Consider the following 16,439-nt stretch of genomic DNA (forward strand, 5'->3'; position numbering starts at 1 on the left):
GCACCACCCCGTCAGTAGCTGAACAGGAGGGACAGCTGATAGAAACAGAAGCCACTGGAGCACCTCAAAAACACCATCATACACTAAATCAGTAAGTTGGCAGCATCACCCGACGCACTTTGCGCCGAATAAATACCTGTGACGGAAGATCACTTCGCAGAATAAATAAATCCTGGTGTCCCTGTTGATACCGGGAAGCCCTGGGCCAACTTTTGGCGAAAATGAGACGTTGATCGGCACGTAAGAGGTTCCAACTTTCACCATAATGAAATAAGATCACTACCGGGCGTATTTTTTGAGTTATCGAGATTTTCAGGAGCTAAGGAAGCTAAAATGGAGAAAAAAATCACTGGATATACCACCGTTGATATATCCCAATGGCATCGTAAAGAACATTTTGAGGCATTTCAGTCAGTTGCTCAATGTACCTATAACCAGACCGTTCAGCTGGATATTACGGCCTTTTTAAAGACCGTAAAGAAAAATAAGCACAAGTTTTATCCGGCCTTTATTCACATTCTTGCCCGCCTGATGAATGCTCATCCGGAATTCCGTATGGCAATGAAAGACGGTGAGCTGGTGATATGGGATAGTGTTCACCCTTGTTACACCGTTTTCCATGAGCAAACTGAAACGTTTTCATCGCTCTGGAGTGAATACCACGACGATTTCCGGCAGTTTCTACACATATATTCGCAAGATGTGGCGTGTTACGGTGAAAACCTGGCCTATTTCCCTAAAGGGTTTATTGAGAATATGTTTTTCGTCTCAGCCAATCCCTGGGTGAGTTTCACCAGTTTTGATTTAAACGTGGCCAATATGGACAACTTCTTCGCCCCCGTTTTCACCATGGGCAAATATTATACGCAAGGCGACAAGGTGCTGATGCCGCTGGCGATTCAGGTTCATCATGCCGTTTGTGATGGCTTCCATGTCGGCAGAATGCTTAATGAATTACAACAGTACTGCGATGAGTGGCAGGGCGGGGCGTAATTTTTTTAAGGCAGTTATTGGTGCCCTTAAACGCCTGGTTGCTACGCCTGAATAAGTGATAATAAGCGGATGAATGGCAGAAATTCGAAAGCAAATTCGACCCGGTCGTCGGTTCAGGGCAGGGTCGTTAAATAGCCGCTTATGTCTATTGCTGGTTTACCGGTTTATTGACTACCGGAAGCAGTGTGACCGTGTGCTTCTCAAATGCCTGAGGCCAGTTTGCTCAGGCTCTCCCCGTGGAGGTAATAATTGACGATATGATCATTTATTCTGCCTCCCAGAGCCTGATAAAAACGGTTAGCGCCGGGGTTGGATTTTTCAGCGTTCCAGCTAAGGCTAAGGCATTCCTGTTCAAGCGCAAGCCGGGCTATAAAGCGCATTATCGCTTTACCCGTGCCCTTATTTCGATCGCACTGAGAAACATACAGCTCTTTAATATGCAGCTGACCGCTGTATCGGGGCGAGGGATAAAGAATATTGCAACATGCCAGGCCAGTAATGTTATTGCCGCAGCGCGCTCTGATCACCAGGGTACCGGAAAGCCGGTTGAATAACTTTTTACAGAGATAATCCTTCATCAACGCTTCCTGAATGATACCTTCGCCATAATAGGGGTCGTCTCAGAAAACGGAAAATAAAGCACGCTAAGCCGGTTGCAGAGGCCGTAGCGGCCTGAACTTCCCCGCGCCGATCTTGGCGCTGCTGCGCCATAGGTAATCACCGGTCAGGTTGATGTGCTCCCAGCCGAGTGGCGACAGGTACTGCAATAGCGAGTCATCGACGGCATGACCATTGCCGCGCAACGCATGCGCCGCACGCTCCAGGTAGACCGTGTTCCACAGCACGATGGCCGCCGTCACCAGGTTGAGGCCGCTGGCCCGGTAGCGCTGCTGCTCGAAACTGCGGTCACGGATTTCACCAAGGCGGTTGAAGAACACGGCACGGGCCAGCGCATTGCGCGCCTCGCCCTTGTTCAGCCCGGCATGCACGCGGCGGCGTAGCTCGACGCTTTGCAGCCAGTCGAGGATGAACAGCGTGCGCTCGATGCGGCCCAACTCGCGCAGCGCGACGGCCAAGCCGTTCTGGCGCGGGTAGCTGCCGAGTTTCCTGAGCATCAGCGAGGCCGTCACCGTGCCCTGCTTGATCGAGGTGGCCAGCCGCAGGATTTCGTCCCAATGGGCGCGGACGTGCTTGATGTTGAGCGTGCCGCCGATCATCGGCTTGAGCGCGTCATAGGCGGCATCGCCCTTCGGGATGTAGAGCTTGGTGTCGCCCAGGTCGCGGATGCGCGGCGCGAAGCGGAAGCCCAAGAGGTGCATCAGGGCGAAGACGTGATCGGTGAAGCCCGCCGTGTCGGTGTAGTGCTCCTCGATCCGCAGGTCGGATTCGTGGTACAGCAGGCCGTCGAGCACGTAGGTTGAGTCGCGCAGGCCGACATTGACCACCTTGGTGTGGAATGGCGCGTATTGGTCGGAGATGTGGGTGTAGAAAGTCCGTCCTGGGCTGCTGCCATATTTTGGGTTGATGTGCCCCGTGCTCTTTGCCTTGCTAGCGGTTCGGAAATTCTGTCCGTCCGATGATGATGTGGTGCCATCGCCCCAGTGCCCGGCAAAGGGATGCCGAAACTGAGCGTTGACCAGTTCAGCCAACGCTGTCGAGTACGTTTCGTCGCGGGTATGCCAGGCTTGCAGCCAAGCGAGCTTCGCGTAGGTCGTGCCGGGGCAGGACTCGGCCATCTTGGTCAGGCCCAGGTTGATCGCGTCGGCCAGGATCGTGGTCAACAACAGGTTCTTGTCCTTGGCCAGATCGCCCGATTTCAAGTGCGTGAAGTGCCGGGTGAAGCCCGTCCACTCATCGACTTCGAGCAGCAGTTCGGTGATCTTGACGTGCGGCAGGACCATGGCTGTCTGGTCTATCAGCGCCTGCGCGGTGTCGGGCACCGCCGCATCCAGCGGCGTGATCTTCAAGCCCGACTCGGTGATGATGGCATCCGGCAGGTCGTTGGCTGCCGCCATGCGGTTGACGGTGGCAAGTTGTGCTTCCAGCAGCGTCAGCCGCTCATGCAGATATTGTTCGCAGTCGGTGGCCACGGCCAGCGGCAATTCGCTGGACTGCTTGAGGCTGGTGAACTTCTCGGGCGGTACCAGGTAGTCCTCGAAGTCCTTGAACTGGCGTGAACCCTGCACCCAGATGTCGCCCGAGCGCAGGGAGTTCTTCAACTCGGACAGCGCGCACAGTTCGTAGTAGCGCCGGTCGATGCCGGCGTCGGTCATCACCAGTTTCTGCCAGCGCGGCTTGATGAAGCCGGTCGGTGCATCGGCTGGCAGCTTGCGGGCGTTGTCGGTGTTCATGCCGCGCAGCACCTCAATGGCATCAAGCACGTTTTTGGCGGCGGGCGCGGCCCGCAGCTTGAGCACGGCAAGGAATTCCGGTGCATAGCGGCGCAGGGTGGCGTAGCTCTCGCCGATGCGATGCAGGAAATCGAAGTCATCGGGTTGCGCGAGCTTCTGCGCCTCGGTGACGCTCTCGGCAAAGGAATCCCAGGACATGACGGCCTCGATGGCGGCAAACGCATCGCGGCCTGATTGCTTGGCGTCGATCAGCGCCTGACCGATGCGCCCGTACAGACGTACCTTGGCGTTGATGGCCTTGCCTGACGCCTGGAACTGCTGCTGATGCTTATTCTTGGCAGCGTTAAACAGCTTACCCAGGATGCGGTCGTGCAGGTCGATGATTTCGTCGGTGACGGTGGCCATGCCCTCGGTGGCCAGCGCCACGAGAGTGGCGTAGCGCCGTTGCGGCTCGAATTTGGCCAGGTCGGCGGGTGTCATCTGGCCGCCCTCGCGGGCAATCTTGAGCAGGCGGTTCTGGTGAACCAGCCGCTCGATGCCGGTAGGCAGATCGAGTGCCTGCCATGCCTTGAGGCGTTCGATGTGTTCCAGCATATGCCGCGAATTTGGCTTGGCCGGAGACTGGCGCAACCAAGCCAACCAGGTCGTCTTGCCGTTGTCCCGGCGCTTGAGCAGATCGTCGAGGCGGCGGCGATGCGCGTCCGCCAGTGGTTCGGCCAAGGCGTCGTAGATGCGCCGGTTAGCACGGGTGATCGCCTCGGCACTCGCCCGCTCGACGGCGTTGAGGGCGGGCAGAATGACCGACTGCCGCCGCAGGTGCCCGATCAAGGCGCTGGCCAGCACGATGCCTTTGTCGGTTTGCATCGCCAGCTCGGTCAGCATCTGGACGGCCTGCCGGTAATGGCTCATGGTGAAGGGCCGGAAACCGAACACGGTTTGCAGCTCGCTCAGGTGCTCGCGCCGGGTCTGCTCCCGCTGGCCGTACTCGTTCCAGCTTTCGACGCCGACCTTGAGCTGGTCGGCGACCAGCTTCAACAAGGGCGGGAACGGTAGTTCATCGACGCCCAGGATGACGCCGGGAAAGCGCAGGTAACAGAGCTGCACCGCGAAGCCCAGCCGATTGGCTGGCCCGCGCCGCTGTCGGATGATCGAGAGGTCGGTATCGTTGAATGTGTAATGTCGGATCAGGTCGTCCTTGGAGTCCGGCAACGCCAGCAGGCTTTCCCGCTCGGCGGCGGACAGGATGGAACGACGTGGCATATTTACTGATCCGTTCTCAAGTATTGATACAGGGTTTCGCGACTGATTCCGAATTCACGAGCAAGCTTGGTCTTTTGCTCGCCAGCCTCGACACGTTGGCGCAGTTCGGCAATACGCTCAGACGACAGGGATTTCTTCCTGCCACGGTAAGCCCCGCGTTGCTTGGCGAGCGCAATACCCTCGCGCTGACGCTCGCGGATCAGGGCGCGCTCGAACTCGGCGAACGCGCCCATCACCGAGAGCATCAGGTTCGCCATCGGAGAGTCTTCGCCAGTAAAACTGAGGTGTTCCTTGACGAATTCGATATGCACGCCGCGTTGTGTCAGCGTTTGCACGATCCGGCGCAAATCATCGAGATTGCGCGCCAGGCGATCCATGCTATGCACCACCACGGTGTCGCCGGTGCGGGCGAAGCTTATCAGCGCTTCCAGTTGCGGACGCTTGACATCCTTGCCGGATGCCTTGTCGCTAAAAGCGCGATCAACCTTGACGCCTTCCAGTTGCCGTTCCGGGTTCTGGTCGAAGGTGCTGACCCTGATATACCCAATGCGCTGTCCAGTCATGGAATTCCCTGCAAAATGTCAGGGAAGACTCTATGACCTTCAACGAGATATGTCAATAAATTCAAAATTCAATCCTATCCTGACGCAATTTACACATGGCATCTGACATCAGGTTAGGGTATGCCTCAACCTGACGGCGGCGAATCACAAGCGTCCGGTTTGACGCTGGTTTCGGTCGCAGTGCTGGCCCGCGCCTGGAAGCGCTGATAGCACTCCAGCCCGCAGAAATGCTCCACGTACTCGGCCCCTTCCGGCGTGAAGGCGGCATCGAGCGGGATTTCCTTGCAGCACACGCAGCAACTGGTGCTCGGTTCATTGGCGTTCATGGTGGTGTTCCTCCATTGGTTGACGAAGCCGACGAAGGCCGCCGCCGGCATCGGCCTGGCGAACAGGAAACCCTGCACCGTGTCGCAACCCGCCTGCCGCAACCACGCAAGGCAGTCGGGTGTTTCCACACCCTCGGCTACCACCTCCATTGTCGTTTTCAGAAGACGGCTGCACTGAACGTCAGAAGCCGACTGCACTATAGCAGCGGAGGGGTTGGATCCATCAGGCAACGACGGGCTGCTGCCGGCCATCAGCGGACGCAGGGAGGACTTTCCGCAACCGGCCGTTCGATGCGGCACCGATGGCCTTCGCGCAGGGGTAGTGAATCCGCCAGGATTGACTTGCGCTGCCCTACCTCTCACTAGTGAGGGGCGGCAGCGCATCAAGCGGTGAGCGCACTCCGGCACCGCCAACTTTCAGCACATGCGTGTAAATCATCGTCGTAGAGACGTCGGAATGGCCGAGCAGATCCTGCACGGTTCGAATGTCGTAACCGCTGCGGAGCAAGGCCGTCGCGAACGAGTGGCGGAGGGTGTGCGGTGTGGCGGGCTTCGTGATGCCTGCTTGTTCTACGGCACGTTTGAAGGCGCGCTGAAAGGTCTGGTCATACATGTGATGGCGACGCACGACACCGCTCCGTGGATCGGTCGAATGCGTGTGCTGCGCAAAAACCCAGAACCACGGCCAGGAATGCCCGGCGCGCGGATACTTCCGCTCAAGGGCGTCGGGAAGCGCAACGCCGCTGCGGCCCTCGGCCTGGTCCTTCAGCCACCATGCCCGTGCACGCGACAGCTGCTCGCGCAGGCTGGGTGCCAAGCTCTCGGGTAACATCAAGGCCCGATCCTTGGAGCCCTTGCCCTCCCGCACGATGATCGTGCCGTGATCGAAATCCAGATCCTTGACCCGCAGTTGCAAACCCTCACTGATCCGCATGCCCGTTCCATACAGAAGCTGGGCGAACAAACGATGCTCGCCTTCCAGAAAACCGAGGATGCGAACCACTTCATCCGGGGTCAGCACCACCGGCAAGCGCCGCGACGGCCGAGGTCTTCCGATCTCCTGAAGCCAGGGCAGATCCGTGCACAGCACCTTGCCGTAGAAGAACAGCAAGGCCGCCAATGCCTGACGATGCGTGGAGACCGAAACCTTGCGCTCGTTCGCCAGCCAGGACAGAAATGCCTCGACTTCGCTGCTGCCCAAGGTTGCCGGGTGACGCACACCGTGGAAACGGATGAAGGCACGAACCCAGTGGACATAAGCCTGTTCGGTTGGTAAGCTGTAATGCAAGTAGCGTATGCGCTCACGCAACTGGTCCAGAACCTTGACCGAACGCAGCGGTGGTAACGGCGCAGTGGCGGTTTTCATGGCTTGTTATGACTGTTTTTTTGTACAGTCTATGCCTCGGGCATCCAAGCAGCAAGCGCGTTACGCCGTGGGTCGATGTTTGATGTTATGGAGCAGCAACGATGTTACGCAGCAGGGCAGTCGCCCTAAAACAAAGTTAGCCATATGAACTCGGAATCAGTACGCATTTATCTCGTTGCTGCGATGGGAGCCAATCGGGTTATTGGCAATGGTCCTAATATCCCCTGGAAAATTCCGGGTGAGCAGAAGATTTTTCGCAGACTCACTGAGGGAAAAGTCGTTGTCATGGGGCGAAAGACCTTTGAGTCTATCGGCAAGCCTCTACCGAACCGTCACACATTGGTAATCTCACGCCAAGCTAACTACCGCGCCACTGGCTGCGTAGTTGTTTCAACGCTGTCGCACGCTATCGCTTTGGCATCCGAACTCGGCAATGAACTCTACGTCGCGGGCGGAGCTGAGATATACACTCTGGCACTACCTCACGCCCACGGCGTGTTTCTATCTGAGGTACATCAAACCTTCGAGGGTGACGCCTTCTTCCCAATGCTCAACGAAACAGAATTCGAGCTTGTCTCAACCGAAACCATTCAAGCTGTAATTCCGTACACCCACTCCGTTTATGCGCGTCGAAACGGCTAACCATTCCGTCAACGGGACGCCAAAATGCTGCGCATTTTGGTTCCCTCCGCTGCGCTCCGGCTCTCGTTACGTCCAACGTTAGCACCACTGAAACCCAGCTTTATTTAGCTCATGTTTATTCAAACGGCATTTAGCTTTTCAGGCGTTATTCAGTGCCTGTTTTGCCTTTTTTCCGGGCTTCGCCTGCATGGGCTGCGCAGGTTTTCAGTCTTTTTGGCCTCTAGCCCTTGCGTAGCAAGCGCAAGCAGCTATCGTTTTTGCAGTGCTGTGCCGCCTCGGTGGCGCAGCGTTTTTTCACGGTTAGCGCCCGTCGCCAAATTCAAGTTATCCGTTTTGGCTTCTGGTTCTAACATTTCGGTCAAGCCGACCCGCATTCTGCGGTCGGCTTACCTCGCCCGTTAGACATCATGAGGGAAGCGGTGACCATCGAAATTTCGAACCAACTATCAGAGGTGCTAAGCGTCATTGAGCGCCATCTGGAATCAACGTTGCTGGCCGTGCATTTGTACGGCTCCGCAGTGGATGGCGGCCTGAAGCCATACAGCGATATTGATTTGTTGGTTACTGTGGCCGTAAAGCTTGATGAAACGACGCGGCGAGCATTGCTCAATGATCTTATGGAGGCTTCGGCTTTCCCTGGCGAGAGCGAGACGCTCCGCGCTATAGAAGTCACCCTTGTCGTGCATGACGACATCATCCCGTGGCGTTATCCGGCTAAGCGCGAGCTGCAATTTGGAGAATGGCAGCGCAATGACATTCTTGCGGGTATCTTCGAGCCAGCCATGATCGACATTGATCTAGCTATCCTGCTTACAAAAGCAAGAGAACATAGCGTTGCCTTGGTAGGTCCGGCAGCGGAGGAATTCTTTGACCCGGTTCCTGAACAGGATCTATTCGAGGCGCTGAGGGAAACCTTGAAGCTATGGAACTCGCAGCCCGACTGGGCCGGCGATGAGCGAAATGTAGTGCTTACGTTGTCCCGCATTTGGTACAGCGCAATAACCGGCAAAATCGCGCCGAAGGATGTCGCTGCCGACTGGGCAATAAAACGCCTACCTGCCCAGTATCAGCCCGTCTTACTTGAAGCTAAGCAAGCTTATCTGGGACAAAAAGAAGATCACTTGGCCTCACGCGCAGATCACTTGGAAGAATTTATTCGCTTTGTGAAAGGCGAGATCATCAAGTCAGTTGGTAAATGATGTCTAACAATTCGTTCAAGCCGACCGCGCTACGCGCGGCGGCTTAACTCCGGCGTTAGATGCACTAAGCACATAATTGCTCACAGCCAAACTATCAGGTCAAGTCTGCTTTTATTATTTTTAAGCGTGCATAATAAGCCCTACACAAATTGGGAGATATATCATGAAAGGCTGGCTTTTTCTTGTTATCGCAATAGTTGGCGAAGTAATCGCAACATCCGCATTAAAATCTAGCGAGGGCTTTACTAAGCTTGCCCCTTCCGCCGTTGTCATAATCGGTTATGGCATCGCATTTTATTTTCTTTCTCTGGTTCTGAAATCCATCCCTGTCGGTGTTGCTTATGCAGTCTGGTCGGGACTCGGCGTCGTCATAATTACAGCCATTGCCTGGTTGCTTCATGGGCAAAAGCTTGATGCGTGGGGCTTTGTAGGTATGGGGCTCATAATTGCTGCCTTTTTGCTCGCCCGATCCCCATCGTGGAAGTCGCTGCGGAGGCCGACGCCATGGTGACGGTGTTCGGCATTCTGAATCTCACCGAGGACTCCTTCTTCGATGAGAGCCGGCGGCTAGACCCCGCCGGCGCTGTCACCGCGGCGATCGAAATGCTGCGAGTCGGATCAGACGTCGTGGATGTCGGACCGGCCGCCAGCCATCCGGACGCGAGGCCTGTATCGCCGGCCGATGAGATCAGACGTATTGCGCCGCTCTTAGACGCCCTGTCCGATCAGATGCACCGTGTTTCAATCGACAGCTTCCAACCGGAAACCCAGCGCTATGCGCTCAAGCGCGGCGTGGGCTACCTGAACGATATCCAAGGATTTCCTGACCCTGCGCTCTATCCCGATATTGCTGAGGCGGACTGCAGGCTGGTGGTTATGCACTCAGCGCAGCGGGATGGCATCGCCACCCGCACCGGTCACCTTCGACCCGAAGACGCGCTCGACGAGATTGTGCGGTTCTTCGAGGCGCGGGTTTCCGCCTTGCGACGGAGCGGGGTCGCTGCCGACCGGCTCATCCTCGATCCGGGGATGGGATTTTTCTTGAGCCCCGCACCGGAAACATCGCTGCACGTGCTGTCGAACCTTCAAAAGCTGAAGTCGGCGTTGGGGCTTCCGCTATTGGTCTCGGTGTCGCGGAAATCCTTCTTGGGCGCCACCGTTGGCCTTCCTGTAAAGGATCTGGGTCCAGCGAGCCTTGCGGCGGAACTTCACGCGATCGGCAATGGCGCTGACTACGTCCGCACCCACGCGCCTGGAGATCTGCGAAGCGCAATCACCTTCTCGGAAACCCTCGCGAAATTTCGCAGTCGCGACGCCAGAGACCGAGGGTTAGATCATGCCTAGCATTCACCTTCCGGCCGCCCGCTAGCGGACCCTGGTCAGGTTCCGCGAAGGTGGGCGCAGACATGCTGGGCTCGTCAGGATCAAACTGCACTATGAGGCGGCGGTTCATACCGCGCCAGGGGAGCGAATGGACAGCGAGGAGCCTCCGAACGTTCGGGTCGCCTGCTCGGGTGATATCGACGAGGTTGTGCGGCTGATGCACGACGCTGCGGCGTGGATGTCCGCCAAGGGAACGCCCGCCTGGGACGTCGCGCGGATCGACCGGACATTCGCGGAGACCTTCGTCCTGAGATCCGAGCTCCTAGGGATCGCCTCAGAAAACGGAAAATAAAGCACGCTAAGCCGTAAGTAAGCGTGCTCCTGTGAAAGCCACAGCTAAAACTGCGTAGTACACATAGAGGTATTTTTTTCTAGATTTATATCGAATTTCGTTATCGAATTTCGCTTATTATTGATCAACTCGTTGCAGATCATGAAGGCGAAAGTATGACGAATAACCCTACCGATGACAGCAGACCATGGTCGGTCTTTCTTATTTTTCTGCGGCTTGGATTGACATCTTTTGGCGGCCCCATTGCGCACTTGGGCTACTTCCGCGCCGAATTTGTCACACGGCGGCGCTGGCTCTCCGAACGGAGCTATGCTGACTTGGTCGCGCTTTGTCAGTTCTTGCCAGGGCCTGCAAGCAGCCAGGTCGGCATAGCGGTAGGACTGTCTCGGGCTGGATACAGCGGGGCGCTGGCTGCTTGGGCTGGCTTCACGCTGCCGTCTGCCATAGCCTTGATCCTTTTTGCGCTCGGCATCTCCAGCTATGGCGATTACGTCTCGCAGGGCGCGTTGCATGGCTTAAAAGTGGTGGCTGTGGCCGTGGTCGCTCAAGCAGTATGGGGCATGGCGCGTAACCTATGCACGGATGGGCTGCGAGTCACCATCATGGCAATTGCTACCTGCGTCGTTTTACTTGTGCCGTCCGCGTGGGGACAGGTTGGCGTGATTGCTATCGCAGGCATCGCAGGCCGGTTATTGTTCAAGCCAGCGAAAGTTGTTGAGCATGACCCCCTACCTATCACGGTCAGTCACCGGGCCGGCGTGCTTTGGCTCTCGCTGTTCTTTGTCTTGCTGATTGGCCTGCCGGTGTTGGCCGAACTGATGCCAAGTCAAACCATGGCAATGGTGGATTCCTTCTATCGTGTCGGATCACTGGTGTTCGGCGGTGGTCACGTTGTGCTGCCATTACTGCAAGCCGAAGTGGTGCCCTCCGGCTGGGTCAACAATGAATCCTTTCTCGCGGGGTACGGGGCAGCTCAAGCGGTGCCCGGCCCTTTGTTCACGTTCGCCGCGTTTCTTGGTGCCTCGATGAACACCGCCCCGTCGGGCTGGATCGGCGGCATTGTGTGTCTGCTGGCTATCTTCGCGCCCTCGTTCTTGCTGGTCGTCGGATCAATGCCATTTTGGGAGCGTTTGCGCCGCAATACAGGCATCCAAGCTGCGCTGGCCGGGATCAATGCCGCTGTAGTCGGCTTGCTGCTGGCCGCGCTGTATCAGCCTGTATGGACTAGCGCCATCTTTCAGCCGCAAGACTTCGGCTTGGCATTAGTTGCCCTTGTCGCACTTATGTTCTGGAAGCTCCCGCCGTGGCTGGTTGTCCTCGGTAGCGGTGCAGCTGGGTGGCTGTTGAGCGTCGCTCTGTGAGGCACAAAAAATGACTGACAAAGACCTCTACGGCGGTTTGATCCGCCTGCACATCCTTCACCATGCAGCCGAGGAACCTGTCTTTGGGCTGGGGATCATCGAAGAGCTACGCCGACACGGCTACGAGATGAGCGCTGGCACCGTGTACCCGATGCTGCACGGCCTGGAAAAAAAAGGCTATCTGACCTCACGCCACGAACGCACCGGGCGACGTGAACGGCGTGTTTATGACATCACTGAACAAGGCAGAACTGCACTTGCTGATGCGAAAACAAAGGTCAAGGAGCTGTTCGGAGAGTTGGTAGAAGGTGGTTGAGTTTTTGCTTCTATGTCAGGTTGAGCTATACCCTAACTGGATTGTCATTTTCAGAAGACGACTGCACCAGTTGATTGGGCGTAATGGCTGTTGTGCAGCCAGCTCCTGACAGTTCAATATCAGAAGTGATCTGCACCAATCTCGACTATGCTCAATACTCGTGTGGGCTCTGTTGCAAAAATCGTGAAGCTTGAGCATGCTTGGCGGAGATTGGACGGACGGAACGATGACGGATTTCAAGTGGCGCCATTTCCAGGGTGATGTGATCCTGTGGGCGGTGCGCTGGTATTGTCGCTATCCGATCAGCTATCGCGACCTTGAGGAAATGCTGGCGGAACGCGGCATTTCGGTCGACCATACGACGATCTATCGCTGGGTCCAGTGCTACGCCCCGGAGATGGAGAAGCGGCTGCGCTGGTTCTGGCGGCGTGGCTTTGATCCGAGCTGGCGCCTGGATGAAACCTACGTCAAGGTGCGGGGCAAGTGGACCTACCTGTACCGGGCAGTCGACAAGCGGGGCGACACGATCGATTTCTACCTGTCGCCGACCCGCAGCGCCAAGGCAGCGAAGCGGTTCCTGGGCAAGGCCCTGCGAGGCCTGAAGCACTGGGAAAAGCCTGCCACGCTCAATACCGACAAAGCGCCGAGCTATGGTGCAGCGATCACCGAATTGAAGCGCGAAGGAAAGCTGGACCGGGAGACGGCCCACCGGCAGGTGAAGTATCTCAATAACGTGATCGAGGCCGATCACGGAAAGCTCAAGATACTGATCAAGCCGGTGCGCGGTTTCAAATCGATCCCCACGGCCTATGCCACGATCAAGGGATTCGAAGTCATGCGAGCCCTGCGCAAAGGACAGGCTCGCCCCTGGTGCCTGCAGCCCGGCATCAGGGGCGAGGTGCGCCTTGTGGAGAGAGCTTTTGGCATTGGGCCCTCGGCGCTGACGGAGGCCATGGGCATGCTCAACCACCATTTCGCAGCAGCCGCCTGATCGGCGCAGAGCGACAGCCTACCTCTGACTGCCGCCAATCTTTGCAACAGAGCCCGCCGTGCTAGTCTGCTCGGTGATGGTGGAGTGAAGCCAACCCGCAATCGGGTTATGAATCTGCATCGCGATTCGCAATCAGCTGTCTCTTGAGCATGTCGAACTCCTGCGATGTTATCTCGCCGTGCTCGTGCTGCTACACCAACTTGTCCAACTCATCCGCCACACCGCTCCCCACCACCTGCGATGGCCAGGTTGTTTGCTGGGCGCATTGGCGGAGTATCGTCTCGACCCGGGACACCCACACCGGCACAACCTTACGGGAGTGATTCACTGTCAAAGAATCGGCCCGGTGCTCTGACGCAAGTATCGGGATGGTCACCATTTGTAAGCCGTAGACCTGAGTGGTGATCAAGACTTCGATACCACCGACCGTACCGGTACTAATCGACGACGGTCGTGTTCGTCGCCTGCCGCAGGGACTCTGCACACCTCCGTTTACGCATGTGCCTGGAGGAGTTGGAAATCGTCGTGTTCGGGAAACATTAAACACAGGATGGCAGCGATCTGAGCCAGCACATGATCAGCTAGCTCACCATCCGGATCGACGGCCCACTGCATCGTCGCGCCAGCGATGACCGAGTGCAGGAGCAACTCAGCTGCCGCAGGAGCACCTGGGGGCAGTCGCTTGCGGATCCCCTCCACCACCGCGCGGTTCCGCTGGATCGCAAGCGTGCGTAGCTCCGGCACCTGGAGCTCGTACCAGGAGATGAGATAGTTCACCGAGAAGTCGTTGCGAGTGTTCATGCTCCGAACGAGCACCTGCAAAAATTCCCAGAGCCCTTGCGGCCCTGCGCCTATCGGTATCGCATTCAGGTAATGCCGCACCTGCTCGACGCCGCGCTCCATCATCCTCACCAGCAGCGTATCGCGGTTGGTGAAGCGCTGGATTAACGCTGCGCGGGAGAGCCCCACCTCCTTTGCTACTCCGCTGAGCGTGAACTCTATGGGACCGCAACGCTTCAGCACTACGGTGGCGGCCTCGAGTACCTCGTCATCGGACTTGAGCTTGGGGCGGGGCATCAGTGTTCACCTTCTGTATGGGTTGGGGCGGAGGCTGTGGCTGCCGCCGCCATTGTAGCAAATTGAAGACGGAGCGAGAGTAGAGCCACGAGCCCCGCAAACACGGCCGATACAACGAGGCCAGGGAGCGGACCAGCAAGGTCGACAAACGCGCCGGCCGCAAGCATAACCATGGGCGAGGCTGACAGCATCACCGCCGAGACCGTGCCGAGTACCCGGCCGAGAAGTTCTGGCGGCGTGCGGTTGTAGATGGCAGCGTTGAGAATGGGAGAGACTGAGCCGGTCAGCAGTCCCACGAGCGCGCCCAACAACATCAGCACCGGCACGCCTGGCAACTGTGAAAGCAGAAGCGAGCCCACCGCAGAGCCACAAAATGCCACCGCCAGCCAGTTCTGCGCTGATATCCGGGCGCCGACCGACGCATGAATGGCAATGCCAAGGAGACCACCAGCCCCCATCATTGAGGAGAACAGCCCGAGCTCTGCTACTTGGCGTCCTGCATCTACAAACAGCGCAGGCATGATGACGCTGCCGTTGGCGCCAACGATGCCCACGAAGATCATCACTATACCAAAGAGAGGGCGCAGCAGGGGTTCGCTCCAGAGAAAAGCGACGCCGGCGCGCATGGAGAGAGTCGCCGTCGTGGTCATCGTCCGAGCGGCACGCGCGGGAAGCACCCACGCGCCGAGCAGACCTGCAAGGACGGAGCAGAACGCCGTCAGCCCGAGCGTTGGCGCAGCGCCAAGCAGGCCGATTGCGGCCCCCCCAAGGGCCGGGCCACCTAGAATCGCGACGTTCCCGATCACCGCTTTCAGTGACGAGACGCGCTCAACGGAGAGCCCGGCGACGTGGCCGAGTTTGGGCAGCTCACTGTCCTGCGCGGCCATACCGGGTGCGTCGAACGCGGCACCGAGCACCACGCAAGCGATCAGCCCAGTGTTCGAGAGGGCGCCAACGGCATCGAGCAGTGGGATGCTCGCCATGGCCACGCCGCCCACCACACCCGAGATCAATGCGACGGGCGCGCGCCCGAACCGATCGACGAGGCCACCACCAACCCACGCGCCGATGATGGTCGCGATGACGCTGCTAGCGGCCGTGGCGCCCGCCCAGGCCGCGCTCTTTGTATGAGACAGGACGAACCATGGAAGCGCGAGGGCCGCCACCGCGTTGCCGATCCGGAAGAGAAAGGTCGCCGCGAACAGCGTCGCGAGCGGGCTATATCGACGTTCGCTCATTCCGCTGCGGCGAGCTGCGCCTTCGCCGCAGCGAGGTACTCTTCGTTACCCGAGTCGAGGGCGAAGAGTGCGTAGGTGACCGCCCCGAACGCAAGGCGCTCCGCGATGTGGTGGGCGAGCCGCGGCCACACCCGGCCACCGGCCGCTTCATACGTGAGGAGGAGCTTCGCGAGCCCCTCTTCACCAAAGACCATAAGGTGCGCGGCCATGTCGATGGCAGGGTCATCAACGCGGGCCTCGCTCCAGTCGATCATCCCGCTGACGCGCTCCGTGTTGTCGATGAGCACATGGCCCACGTAGAGATCGCCATGCACCACCACGGAGAAATCTGGCCACGACGAATCGTCGTCGAGCCAGCGCTGCCACCGGTGGAGGCGCTTGTCGTTCACCACGAACTCGCGTCGGACGCGGTCAACGTCGTCGGCCACCTTCTGACGGGCCTGCGTCGGTGTACGGATGAGCATCCCCGCATCCACGGCGGCGGAAATGGGGACGGCATGCAGGGCGGCGAGCGCGGTCGCGAAGCTCTCCGCGAAGACCTCCGAGTCCTGCGGCACGACCCAGTCGGGCGTGGACGAACCAGGCTGGATGACCATCGCAGTCGAGTCTTCGAGCATGGGATAGGCAACGAGCTCGGCGTTGGCCACGCGCCAGTCCGGCACCGCGAACGGCAGGCGATTCTTGAGCATTGCCAGCACCCGCGCCTCTGGTTCGACCTTCGCGCTTACCTCGGCTCGGCGCGGGATGCGCAGCACCCACCGACGTCCATCGTCGACGGTGGCGATCACGATCCTATAGTCGAGCCCAAGCTCATTGACAGTCAGCGGGCCATGGAGCTTGAGCCCATGTCGGGCTGCAAGTGCGTACAGTTGGGAGGTATCGGCGGTCGTGACTACGGTCATGATTCACTCCTGAGGGCTTGACGGGTTTAGCCACCTAAATGTAACAGTCACGTCGGTTATATTCAATCCGGCACTGTTGCAAAGTTAGCGATGAGGCAGCCTTTTGTCTTATTCAAAGGCCTTACATTTCAAAAACTCTGCTTACCAGGCGCATTTCGCCCAGGGGATCACCATAATAA

At 58.1% G+C, this 16,439-nt stretch carries 17 protein-coding genes and 2 pseudogenes; 10 read left to right on the forward strand and 9 right to left on the reverse strand.

The genetic code is table 11. The features are described 5' to 3' along the window. The coding region (locus ACJHW7_RS24410; RefSeq protein ID WP_129692851.1) for an IS1 family transposase at nucleotides 1-55 on the reverse strand (55 nt) is incomplete at its 3' end. A gap of 278 nt (nucleotides 56-333) precedes the next feature. Here ACJHW7_RS24410 and ACJHW7_RS24415 point away from each other — a divergent pair. Beyond that, nucleotides 334-993 carry a type A-1 chloramphenicol O-acetyltransferase gene (locus ACJHW7_RS24415; RefSeq protein WP_000412211.1) on the forward strand — a complete coding sequence of 220 codons (660 nt, stop codon included), beginning with the start codon at nucleotides 334-336 and terminating at the stop codon, nucleotides 991-993. 200 nt (nucleotides 994-1,193) lie between these two features. Here ACJHW7_RS24415 and ACJHW7_RS24420 read toward each other — a convergent pair whose 3' ends face one another. The 5 genes and pseudogenes from ACJHW7_RS24420 to intI1 form a co-directional block, all read right to left on the reverse strand. Then, complete coding sequence (locus ACJHW7_RS24420) at nucleotides 1,194-1,571, reverse strand: GNAT family N-acetyltransferase (RefSeq protein ID WP_000656305.1); 378 nt, start codon at nucleotides 1,569-1,571, stop codon at nucleotides 1,194-1,196. 66 nt (nucleotides 1,572-1,637) lie between these two features. Next, nucleotides 1,638-4,604 carry a Tn3-like element TnAs3 family transposase gene (locus tag ACJHW7_RS24425; protein ID WP_001138064.1) on the reverse strand — a complete coding sequence of 989 codons (2,967 nt, stop codon included), beginning with the start codon at nucleotides 4,602-4,604 and terminating at the stop codon, nucleotides 1,638-1,640. 2 nt (nucleotides 4,605-4,606) lie between these two features. Continuing rightward, nucleotides 4,607-5,167: a recombinase family protein gene (locus ACJHW7_RS24430; protein WP_000147567.1), complete on the reverse strand. Its 561-nt coding sequence runs from the start codon at nucleotides 5,165-5,167 to the stop codon at nucleotides 4,607-4,609. A gap of 125 nt (nucleotides 5,168-5,292) precedes the next feature. Beyond that, nucleotides 5,293-5,643: pseudogene (locus ACJHW7_RS24435) on the reverse strand (DUF3330 domain-containing protein); the annotation flags it as partial. A 202-nt stretch (nucleotides 5,644-5,845) separates the two neighbouring features. Next, nucleotides 5,846-6,859 (reverse strand): class 1 integron integrase IntI1, encoded by a 1,014-nt coding sequence (intI1, locus tag ACJHW7_RS24440; protein ID WP_000845039.1) that lies wholly within the window; start codon nucleotides 6,857-6,859, stop codon nucleotides 5,846-5,848. A gap of 144 nt (nucleotides 6,860-7,003) precedes the next feature. Here intI1 and dfrA12 point away from each other — a divergent pair, with 144 nt between their 5' ends. From dfrA12 to ACJHW7_RS24485, 9 genes and pseudogenes are all read left to right on the forward strand, one after another. After that, on the forward strand, nucleotides 7,004-7,501 hold the full coding sequence (dfrA12, locus tag ACJHW7_RS24445) for a trimethoprim-resistant dihydrofolate reductase DfrA12 (RefSeq protein WP_001083725.1): 498 nt from the start codon (nucleotides 7,004-7,006) through the stop codon (nucleotides 7,499-7,501). Nucleotides 7,502-7,612: 111 nt separating this feature from the next. Next, entirely contained in the window at nucleotides 7,613-7,903 is a 291-nt protein-coding gene (locus ACJHW7_RS24450) for a DUF1010 domain-containing protein (RefSeq protein ID WP_001336345.1), read from the forward strand. A 5-nt stretch (nucleotides 7,904-7,908) separates the two neighbouring features. Continuing rightward, nucleotides 7,909-8,747: pseudogene (locus tag ACJHW7_RS24455) on the forward strand (AadA family aminoglycoside 3''-O-nucleotidyltransferase). A 116-nt stretch (nucleotides 8,748-8,863) separates the two neighbouring features. After that, on the forward strand, nucleotides 8,864-9,211 hold the full coding sequence (locus ACJHW7_RS24460) for a quaternary ammonium compound efflux SMR transporter QacE delta 1 (RefSeq protein ID WP_000679427.1): 348 nt from the start codon (nucleotides 8,864-8,866) through the stop codon (nucleotides 9,209-9,211). Next, nucleotides 9,205-10,044: a sulfonamide-resistant dihydropteroate synthase Sul1 gene (gene sul1, locus ACJHW7_RS24465; protein ID WP_000259031.1), complete on the forward strand. Its 840-nt coding sequence runs from the start codon at nucleotides 9,205-9,207 to the stop codon at nucleotides 10,042-10,044. Before ACJHW7_RS24460 ends, sul1 begins: the two co-directional genes overlap by 7 nt. Nucleotides 10,045-10,171: 127 nt before the next feature. Then, nucleotides 10,172-10,375: a hypothetical protein gene (locus ACJHW7_RS24470; protein ID WP_000376616.1), complete on the forward strand. Its 204-nt coding sequence runs from the start codon at nucleotides 10,172-10,174 to the stop codon at nucleotides 10,373-10,375. A gap of 155 nt (nucleotides 10,376-10,530) precedes the next feature. Further along, a complete protein-coding gene (chrA, locus tag ACJHW7_RS24475) occupies nucleotides 10,531-11,736 on the forward strand; it encodes a chromate efflux transporter (RefSeq protein WP_000184001.1) in 1,206 nt (401 codons plus the stop codon). Between the two features lie 10 nt (nucleotides 11,737-11,746). Next, nucleotides 11,747-12,052, forward strand: a complete 306-nt coding sequence (locus ACJHW7_RS24480) for a PadR family transcriptional regulator (protein WP_000130000.1) — start codon at nucleotides 11,747-11,749, stop codon at nucleotides 12,050-12,052. Nucleotides 12,053-12,278: 226 nt separating this feature from the next. Continuing rightward, nucleotides 12,279-13,043 (forward strand): IS6-like element IS6100 family transposase, encoded by a 765-nt coding sequence (locus ACJHW7_RS24485; RefSeq protein WP_001389365.1) that lies wholly within the window; start codon nucleotides 12,279-12,281, stop codon nucleotides 13,041-13,043. Nucleotides 13,044-13,535: 492 nt separating this feature from the next. Here the strand turns inward: ACJHW7_RS24485 and mphR(A) are convergent, their stop codons facing one another. Genes mphR(A) through ACJHW7_RS24500 form a run of 3 tightly spaced genes read right to left on the reverse strand, consistent with a single transcriptional unit; the run spans nucleotide 13,536 to nucleotide 16,260 of the window. Then, complete coding sequence (gene mphR(A) / locus ACJHW7_RS24490; RefSeq protein WP_001137892.1) at nucleotides 13,536-14,120, reverse strand: macrolide-binding transcriptional repressor MphR(A); 585 nt, start codon at nucleotides 14,118-14,120, stop codon at nucleotides 13,536-13,538. Beyond that, the gene (mrx(A), locus tag ACJHW7_RS24495; RefSeq protein ID WP_000004159.1) at nucleotides 14,120-15,358 is read right to left on the reverse strand and encodes a macrolide resistance MFS transporter Mrx(A); all 1,239 of its coding nucleotides are present in this window, start codon (nucleotides 15,356-15,358) and stop codon (nucleotides 14,120-14,122) included. The genes mphR(A) and mrx(A) overlap by 1 nt, the downstream gene beginning before the upstream one ends. Next, nucleotides 15,355-16,260 (reverse strand): Mph(A) family macrolide 2'-phosphotransferase, encoded by a 906-nt coding sequence (locus ACJHW7_RS24500; protein WP_000219391.1) that lies wholly within the window; start codon nucleotides 16,258-16,260, stop codon nucleotides 15,355-15,357. Before ACJHW7_RS24500 ends, mrx(A) begins: the two co-directional genes overlap by 4 nt. Nucleotides 16,261-16,439 lie beyond the last annotated feature (179 nt).

The organism is Escherichia sp. WS1152, assembly GCF_046487665.1.
Classification (GTDB): Bacteria; Pseudomonadota; Gammaproteobacteria; order Enterobacterales; family Enterobacteriaceae; genus Escherichia; species Escherichia coli.

What these genes read in the sequence shown, in the direction of transcription:
- ACJHW7_RS24485 (WP_001389365.1), top strand. Translation starts at nt 12,279, where the DNA reads ATGACGGATTTCAAGTGGCGCCATTTCCAGGGTGATGTGATCCTGTGG.
- sul1 (WP_000259031.1), top strand. Translation starts at nt 9,205, where the DNA reads ATGGTGACGGTGTTCGGCATTCTGAATCTCACCGAGGACTCCTTCTTC.
- ACJHW7_RS24470 (WP_000376616.1), top strand. Translation starts at nt 10,172, where the DNA reads ATGGACAGCGAGGAGCCTCCGAACGTTCGGGTCGCCTGCTCGGGTGAT.
- ACJHW7_RS24420 (WP_000656305.1), bottom strand. Translation starts at nt 1,571, where the DNA reads ATGAAGGATTATCTCTGTAAAAAGTTATTCAACCGGCTTTCCGGTACC.
- ACJHW7_RS24430 (WP_000147567.1), bottom strand. Translation starts at nt 5,167, where the DNA reads ATGACTGGACAGCGCATTGGGTATATCAGGGTCAGCACCTTCGACCAG.
- ACJHW7_RS24460 (WP_000679427.1), top strand. Translation starts at nt 8,864, where the DNA reads ATGAAAGGCTGGCTTTTTCTTGTTATCGCAATAGTTGGCGAAGTAATC.
- ACJHW7_RS24500 (WP_000219391.1), bottom strand. Translation starts at nt 16,260, where the DNA reads ATGACCGTAGTCACGACCGCCGATACCTCCCAACTGTACGCACTTGCA.
- dfrA12 (WP_001083725.1), top strand. Translation starts at nt 7,004, where the DNA reads ATGAACTCGGAATCAGTACGCATTTATCTCGTTGCTGCGATGGGAGCC.
- intI1 (WP_000845039.1), bottom strand. Translation starts at nt 6,859, where the DNA reads ATGAAAACCGCCACTGCGCCGTTACCACCGCTGCGTTCGGTCAAGGTT.
- ACJHW7_RS24450 (WP_001336345.1), top strand. Translation starts at nt 7,613, where the DNA reads ATGTTTATTCAAACGGCATTTAGCTTTTCAGGCGTTATTCAGTGCCTG.
- ACJHW7_RS24425 (WP_001138064.1), bottom strand. Translation starts at nt 4,604, where the DNA reads ATGCCACGTCGTTCCATCCTGTCCGCCGCCGAGCGGGAAAGCCTGCTG.
- chrA (WP_000184001.1), top strand. Translation starts at nt 10,531, where the DNA reads ATGACGAATAACCCTACCGATGACAGCAGACCATGGTCGGTCTTTCTT.
- ACJHW7_RS24415 (WP_000412211.1), top strand. Translation starts at nt 334, where the DNA reads ATGGAGAAAAAAATCACTGGATATACCACCGTTGATATATCCCAATGG.
- ACJHW7_RS24480 (WP_000130000.1), top strand. Translation starts at nt 11,747, where the DNA reads ATGACTGACAAAGACCTCTACGGCGGTTTGATCCGCCTGCACATCCTT.